This window comes from uncultured Granulicatella sp., assembly GCF_938030755.1.
In the GTDB taxonomy this organism is placed as follows: domain Bacteria; phylum Bacillota; class Bacilli; order Lactobacillales; family Aerococcaceae; genus Granulicatella.
On record NZ_CALHIF010000060.1, the window covers coordinates 1 to 7,020 of the forward strand.

The 7,020-nt window shown below is 38.4% G+C and carries 9 protein-coding genes and 1 pseudogene; 6 read left to right on the plus strand and 4 right to left on the minus strand.

What is annotated here, in order from left to right; translation table 11 throughout:
* From Q0594_RS06085 to Q0594_RS06100, 4 genes and pseudogenes are all read left to right on the plus strand, one after another.
* Positions 1-705, plus strand: a pseudogene (locus Q0594_RS06085) (F0F1 ATP synthase subunit alpha); the annotation flags it as partial.
* Between the two features lie 24 nt (positions 706-729).
* Positions 730-1,662: a F0F1 ATP synthase subunit gamma gene (locus Q0594_RS06090; RefSeq protein WP_298730529.1), complete on the plus strand. Its 933-nt coding sequence runs from the start codon at positions 730-732 to the stop codon at positions 1,660-1,662.
* 23 nt (positions 1,663-1,685) lie between these two features.
* Positions 1,686-3,110 (plus strand): F0F1 ATP synthase subunit beta, encoded by a 1,425-nt coding sequence (atpD, locus tag Q0594_RS06095; protein ID WP_298730530.1) that lies wholly within the window; start codon positions 1,686-1,688, stop codon positions 3,108-3,110.
* Between the two features lie 2 nt (positions 3,111-3,112).
* Entirely contained in the window at positions 3,113-3,538 is a 426-nt protein-coding gene (locus Q0594_RS06100; protein ID WP_005604885.1) for a F0F1 ATP synthase subunit epsilon, read from the plus strand.
* A 74-nt stretch (positions 3,539-3,612) separates the two neighbouring features.
* Here the strand turns inward: Q0594_RS06100 and Q0594_RS06105 are convergent, their stop codons facing one another.
* Genes Q0594_RS06105 through Q0594_RS06120 form a run of 4 tightly spaced genes read right to left on the minus strand, consistent with a single transcriptional unit; the run spans position 3,613 to position 5,855 of the window.
* Positions 3,613-4,104: a TlpA disulfide reductase family protein gene (locus Q0594_RS06105; protein ID WP_298730532.1), complete on the minus strand. Its 492-nt coding sequence runs from the start codon at positions 4,102-4,104 to the stop codon at positions 3,613-3,615.
* An 18-nt stretch (positions 4,105-4,122) separates the two neighbouring features.
* Positions 4,123-4,548, minus strand: coding sequence for a pyridoxamine 5'-phosphate oxidase family protein (locus Q0594_RS06110; protein WP_298730533.1), 426 nt, complete (start codon positions 4,546-4,548; stop codon positions 4,123-4,125).
* A gap of 46 nt (positions 4,549-4,594) precedes the next feature.
* Positions 4,595-5,071: a glutathione peroxidase gene (locus tag Q0594_RS06115; protein WP_298730535.1), complete on the minus strand. Its 477-nt coding sequence runs from the start codon at positions 5,069-5,071 to the stop codon at positions 4,595-4,597.
* 16 nt (positions 5,072-5,087) lie between these two features.
* Positions 5,088-5,855, minus strand: a complete 768-nt coding sequence (locus Q0594_RS06120) for a Cof-type HAD-IIB family hydrolase (RefSeq protein WP_298730536.1) — start codon at positions 5,853-5,855, stop codon at positions 5,088-5,090.
* 153 nt (positions 5,856-6,008) lie between these two features.
* Here Q0594_RS06120 and secG point away from each other — a divergent pair, with 153 nt between their 5' ends.
* Both secG and Q0594_RS06130 read left to right on the plus strand, forming a co-directional pair.
* On the plus strand, positions 6,009-6,239 hold the full coding sequence (gene secG / locus Q0594_RS06125) for a preprotein translocase subunit SecG (RefSeq protein ID WP_298730538.1): 231 nt from the start codon (positions 6,009-6,011) through the stop codon (positions 6,237-6,239).
* Between the two features lie 72 nt (positions 6,240-6,311).
* On the plus strand, positions 6,312-7,020 hold a 709-nt coding region (locus Q0594_RS06130), incomplete at its 3' end, for an alpha/beta fold hydrolase (RefSeq protein ID WP_298730539.1).

Sequence of the window (7,020 nt, forward strand, 5' to 3'; positions counted from 1 at the left end):
CGTGAAATTTCCCTATTACTTCGTCGTCCACCAGGTCGTGAAGCATATCCAGGGGATGTATTCTACTTGCACTCACGTTTATTAGAACGTGCCGCTAAATTAAACGATGAATTAGGCGGAGGATCTTTAACAGCCTTACCAATCATCGAAACACAAGCAGGAGATATTTCCGCATATATCCCAACAAACGTAATCTCTATTACCGATGGACAAATTTTCTTAGAAAGTGACTTGTTCTATTCAGGGGTACGTCCAGGGTTATCAGCCGGATTATCTGTATCGCGTGTTGGGGGTTCTGCCCAAATTAAAGCGATGAAAAAAGTTTCAGGTACATTACGTATCGACTTAGCAAGTTACCGTGAATTAGAAGCCTTCACACAATTTGGTTCTGATTTGGATGCGGCAACTCAACAAAAATTAAATCGTGGTAAACGTACGGTAGAAGTCTTAAAACAAGACGTTCACCAACCATTACCAATCGAGTATCAAGTATCGATTTTATTTGCTTTAACACATGGCTTATTAGATGCGATTCCAATTGATCGTATTAAACCATTTGAAAAAGCGTTATATCAACATTTAGAAAGTGAACATAGAGATTTATTAAATGAAATCCGCGATCAACATGTGATTTTGGATGAAGAGAAATTCTATAAAGTAATTGAGAATTTCAAACAAATTCATTTATTTGATCGTGTTAAATAAGCGTAGAAAGGAGAGGTGACCTGAATGACGGCTTCCTTAAATGATTTAAAGAAGAGAATTGTTTCAACAAAGAAAACAAGTCAAATCACTAGCGCCATGCAGATGGTTTCTGCAGCAAAATTAGCAAAATCTGAGCAAGCAGTGCGTCACTATCAAGACTACGCTCAAAAAATCCGTGAAGTTGTAACTCACTTACTATACGCAAATCACAATAAAGAAGTGGTTGTCGATGGAACGTCAGAAGACGGAGAAGTAGTTACTTCTTTTATCGACTATCACGATTTATTAATTGAACGTCCAGTTAAAAAGACTGGGTATTTAGTGATTTCATCTGATCAAGGACTTGCTGGGAGTTACAACTCTTCCATTTTCCAATCAACAAGAGAAATGTTAGAGTTAGACCACCAATCAAAGGATGAATATGTCATCTTAACAATTGGGGATGCTGCAAGTCGCTTCTTCAAAAAAATGGGAGTGGATGTACGTCTTGAAATTAATGATGTATCAGATATTCCAACCTTTGAAGAAGTAAGAAAGATTGTGTCAAGTGCGGTCCAAATGTTCCGTGACGGTGAATTTGATGAGTTTTACGTTTGCTATAATCACCATGTAAACGCACTGTTATCAAACTATCGTGTTGAAAAGATGTTACCAATTATCGACTTGGATGAAGACGAAGCAAAAGAGTACGAATTGGATTATATTTTCGAACCAAATAAGGAAATAATTATGGACATCTTGCTCCCACAATATGCAGAATCGCTTATTTACGGAGCCATTATCGATGCCAAATCAGCAGAACATGCCTCTCGTATGACTGCAATGAGAAGCGCTACGGATAATGCTAAAGATTTAATTAGTAACTTAACACAAGATTTGAACCAGAGACGACAAGCGCAAATTACACAAGAAATTACAGAAATTGTCGGTGGAGCAGCCGCTCTGGAAGAACATTAGGATTTTAGAAGGAGGAAAATGGATTGAGAACTGGAAAGATTTTACAAGTTGTAGGGCCAGTTGTAGACGTGGTATTTCCTTTAGAAGAAGGCGTTCCAGATATTCATAATGCATTACAAGTTGTGAAAACAGCAAATGATGGTAGCGAAAAAACGGTTACTTTAGAAACTGCTGTAGAATTAGGGGATGGTGCAATTCGTACAATCGCCATGGAATCTACAGATGGTTTGCAACGTGGCATGAAAGTAGTGGACTTAGGGCGCACAATTAGCGTTCCAGTGGGACCTGAAACACTAGGTCGTGTATTCAACGTTCTTGGAGACACGATCGACTTGAAGGAACCATTCCCAGCAGATTTCACACGACATGAAATCCATAAACCAGCACCAAAATTTGAAGAATTAAACAGTCAATATGAAATTCTACAAACAGGGATTAAAGTTATTGACCTTTTAGCACCTTATCTTAAAGGTGGTAAAATCGGTTTATTTGGTGGTGCCGGTGTAGGGAAAACCGTATTAATTCAAGAATTGATTCATAATATCGCTGAAGAGCTTGGTGGTATTTCAGTATTTACAGGGGTAGGGGAACGTACTCGTGAAGGGAACGACCTTTACCATGAAATGCAAGAATCAGGCGTATCAGCTAAAACAGCGATGGTGTTTGGACAAATGAACGAACCACCAGGAGCTCGTATGCGTGTAGCACTAACAGGCTTAACCATTGCGGAATACTTCCGTGATATGGAAAAGCAAGACGTGCTTTTATTCATCGATAACATTTATCGTTTCACACAAGCAGGATCAGAAGTATCAGCGTTACTTGGGCGAATGCCTTCTGCCGTAGGGTATCAACCAACATTGGCGACAGAAATGGGGCAATTACAAGAACGTATCAGTTCTACTAAAGACGGTTCTATTACATCTATTCAAGCGATTTACGTGCCAGCCGACGACTATACTGACCCAGCTCCAGCAACAACATTCGCTCACTTAGATGCAACTACAAACTTAGAGCGTCGTTTAACAGAACAAGGGATTTATCCAGCGGTGGATCCCCTTGCTTCAACTTCAAGTGCCCTAACTCCAGAAATTGTGGGGGAAGAACATTATGAAGTAGCAATGAAAGTACAACAAATGCTTCAACGTTATCGTGAATTACAAGACATCATTGCCATCTTGGGGATTGATGAATTATCAGATAGCGAAAAAGTTATTGTAAACCGTGCAAGAAGAATTCAATTCTTCTTATCGCAAAACTTCCACGTTGCTGAAGCCTTTACTGGACAACCTGGTTCATACGTTCCAATTAAAGATACGGTTCGCGGATTTAAAGGAATTATCGATGGTTTATATGATGATATTCCAGAAGATATGTTTCGTAACGTAGGACCAATCGAAGACGTTATTAAAAAAGCTAAAGCAGCAGGATTTGTTGGAGGAAATTAAAGATGGCTGAACATGAATTACTGGTCGTTGTCACAACACCAGAAGGAAAAGTGTATAACCATCGTTCCTATTCTGTGAGTGCCGATGCAGTCGATGGCGGAATCACCATACTACCGCATCATGCTCCCATCATGCTTCCTTTAAAAATCGGAGCACTTCGAGTGAAACGATTCTTAGAGGATTCGCCAACTGATTATATTGCAATCGGTGGTGGAGTTATGGAAGTGCGGGATAATGTCGTAACGATTATTGCCAACGTGGCTGAACGTGCAAGAGACATTGATGTGACACGTGCCGAACATGCAAAAGATAAAGCTGAAAAAGTATTAAGCGATACAAGTCGTTCAAAAAGCGATATGGATCGTGCGAAAATTGCTTTAAGTAAGGCAATCAATCGTATTGGTGTTTATAAGCATAGAAGAAAATAAAAGAGAGGATGCATGCATCCTCTCTTTTATTGTTCAGACAAAAAACTAGCAGATATTTCTGCTAGTTTTTAATTTTATAAAATTTCTTTGATGTATGATTCGATTTCTTCTTGAGGAATGACACCAGCTGATTTCTTAACGATTTTTCCATTTTTATCCGTGAAGATTAGGGTCGGAATTTCTATAATTTCGTGATACTTTTGGAAGCTTGAATCAACATCTGAGTAATAATTGAGCGAAAGAGAATGTTCTTTCAAGTATTTTTTCCCATTCTCAATCGGTTCTTTTTGACTAATCATCGCAACGCCAACAAATTCTACTTTATCTCCATATTTTTCTTTTAAAGCATTTAAGATAGGAAGTTCTTGTTGACAGTCTGGACACCAACTTGCCCAAGCATAATAGACTGTTGGTTTTCCAGTGAAGTCTTTTTCTGTTAATTTCTTTCCATTTTCGTCTTGAAATACAACATTTGCGTTAGCAGCATTACTGTTATCGGGTAAAAAATAGAAGATAGCTAGTCCTGCAACCATTAATGCTGCAAGTGCTAATAAAATTTTTTTCATAAAATCCTCTTTCTAATCTTATTCGTGTATGTCAAACACGTATTTATGTCCTTGAGTAAGGCTATGGTAGAATCCTTTACCTTCGTATAAGTGGAATACTTGAACGCCAGCAATATCTTCTTCGTTAGGGTAAACATCTTTTACGAATGGATTATCTTTTAGAACTTCCTCAAGACGTTCACGACCGATTTCTTTTACAACACCTTCGATACGAATGACTTGAATTAAGTAGTCTTCGCTCTTCATGGCAGTAATGGCAACTTTTGGGTTCTTTTGTAGTTGTTTATAGAAATTTGTTTTAGGACTGGTCATGAAGAACACACCTTTTTCATTCGCAACACCGATATGAATATGACGTGCGTGAGGTTGGTTGTTTTCATCCGCGGTCGAAATAACAGCTACATTCATTTCTTCTAAAATACTTAAAATTTCATTGACTTCCATGGTGATTTCTCCTTACCGTTTTCTTTTTATTTTATCATAGTTTGTATTATGAAAGAAGACTTGCGATTTCATCTCGAATTTGTTCAGGCGTTGTAGTCGGAGCGAAACGTTTTAAAACCGTTCCATCCTTTGCTACAAGGAATTTTGTAAAGTTCCATTTAACCTTTTCGCCGAGGAGGCCTTTAGTTTCTTTCTTTAATAGGGCAAATAATGGATGTGTTTGGGGACCATTTACCTTAATCTTACCAAACATTGGGAAAGTCGTATTGTATGTCAATTGGCAATGTGCGACTGCTTGTTCAGCAGTGAGGGGTTCTTGGCCAGCAAATTGATTACAAGGGAATCCTAGAACAGAAAAACCTTTGTCTTTGAACTCCAAATAGAGTTTTTCTAGTCCTTCAAATTGTGGGGCAAGCCCGCATCCGCTGGCTGTATTCACAATGAGTAGTAATTGTCCTTTATAGTCTTCTAGAGTAGTTACCTCTCCACTGACGGTAGGGACTTCGATTTCATAAATTGACATCTATTTTCCTTCTTTCTTAAATAAGGCCATAGTGTTTTAAACCATTCACAATGCCGTTATCTGTGTTATCCGTTGTAATAAATTCAGCAATTTCTTTTAAGATTGGAAGAGCATTTCCCATTGCCACAGGATGCTGAACAGCTTGAAGCATTTCAATATCGTTTGGACCGTCACCAAAAGCAAAGGTTTTAGCGTCTTCTTGGTTCAAATACTCTAAGAAGCGTTTGATTCCTTCCGCTTTTGAATTCCCTTTTGTAATCACATCAACTGAGTACGGTGTGTTACGAAGGAAATCAAGGTGAGGGAAGGCTTCCTTATATTTTTCTTCCGCTGGTGGAAGGCAGATGAAGAGCAGCATGTTAACCGGATTCTCTTTATAAAAATCTTCTTTTAATGCAGGGGGATTCGTGTGAATAAATCCATAAGCATCTTTTGCCCCTTCGGAGGATGCTACAAGATAAAACCGTTCGTGATTATAAGCAGTGAGCCCGTAACCATCTTCTTTTACCATTTGATGGAATTTCTCTACCGTTTCAGTTGGAATCTGCGAAGAATAGATAATCTGTTCTTGATAAAGAACCACTTGCCCGTTCATAAAAATTCCTGAGTGGATATTAGCGCTCTCCATAATATCACGTGTTTCAGCAGGAGAACGTCCTGTTGCGATAAAGGGCTCATATCCATTGCCTTTTAGTGTTTGAATGGCTTCGGCTGTGGCAACGTCCACTTTTGACTCCCCGTTTAATAGTGTTCCATCCAAATCAAAAAATACAAAACCTTTCATTCCGTCACTCCATTCGTTTAGTCTTATTTTAGTATACCATGTTTTAAAGGATTTTAATTGTAGTTCGAATTGAAAGCATTTCGCGTGAAAGAGTAGAATTATCGTAGTTTTTATGTTAAAATTGAAAAGAATTTTAGTTAAGGAGGGAATCCTTTGTACAATTTGATTTTATCACTGATGGTTGTGGTATGCTTATTATTAATTATTGTTGTTGCAATGCAACCTTCAAAAACAAATGCTGCGAATTTAACAGGTGGAGCAGAGCAATTATTCGGTAAACAAAAGGCACGTGGTTTTGAGGCATTCTTAATTCGCGTAACAGTTGTTTTAGGAACAATCTTCATGTTATTAGCATTTGCATTAGCATACATTTCATCAAAATAATAAATGTAAGTACAATTGTTCGGACATCCAACCAATTGTACTTTTTTATTTGGCAGAATAGAGGAGAGTATTATGGAAGCACTATGGTTAAGAAAAGAAAGCAATACAAGAGCGGTGATTTTATTTCATGCTTATACAGGAACGCCGGCTGATGTGAGAATGCTTGCGCAATTTCTACATCGTCATGATTATGCAGTCTATGTTCCAGTATTTTCTGGCCATGGAACTCCAGATGTTGAAGATATTTTGGCAAGTTCTCCTGAAGTTTGGTATGAAGATGCTAAACGTGCTGTCGACTTTGTTCGGGGACAAGGCTATCACACAGTTTGTGCCTTTGGGTTATCAATGGGCGGTATTATGGCGACTAAATTAGCAACCGAACATTTAGTGGAATATGCAGGAACTTTCTGTTCGCCAGTATCTTTGGGGAATCCTCAGTTGCCAGGACTGTTGCAAAGTTTTATGATGTATGCAAAGGCGTCTTATAGAAATGTAGGACGCCCCTTTGATGAAGCTGAAATGAAGGAAAAAGCACAACAACAATTAGCACATATTCAATCATTTGCAAGAGAAGTCGCTTCAAAATTAGACGAAGTAACAGGAAGTTTTTATATTGCACAAGGGGAACAAGACACACTGGTAAATCCTGAAGCCTCTTTAGAATTAAAAGAAGCTTTGGTGAATGCGCAAGTGGAATTACATTGGTATGAAGAAGCAGGGCACGTAATTACGGTTAGTCCTGTTAGAAAGGAATTCCAAGAGACTGTTCTCTCTTTTCTAA

Bases quoted from the DNA above. Each gene is read 5' to 3' on its own strand.
- Q0594_RS06115 (WP_298730535.1), bottom strand. From the start codon at position 5,071: ATGTCAATTTATGAAATCGAAGTCCCTACCGTCAGTGGAGAGGTAACT.
- Q0594_RS06105 (WP_298730532.1), bottom strand. From the start codon at position 4,104: ATGAAAAAAATTTTATTAGCACTTGCAGCATTAATGGTTGCAGGACTA.
- Q0594_RS06120 (WP_298730536.1), bottom strand. From the start codon at position 5,855: ATGAAAGGTTTTGTATTTTTTGATTTGGATGGAACACTATTAAACGGG.
- Q0594_RS06100 (WP_005604885.1), top strand. From the start codon at position 3,113: ATGGCTGAACATGAATTACTGGTCGTTGTCACAACACCAGAAGGAAAA.
- Q0594_RS06110 (WP_298730533.1), bottom strand. From the start codon at position 4,548: ATGGAAGTCAATGAAATTTTAAGTATTTTAGAAGAAATGAATGTAGCT.
- Q0594_RS06090 (WP_298730529.1), top strand. From the start codon at position 730: ATGACGGCTTCCTTAAATGATTTAAAGAAGAGAATTGTTTCAACAAAG.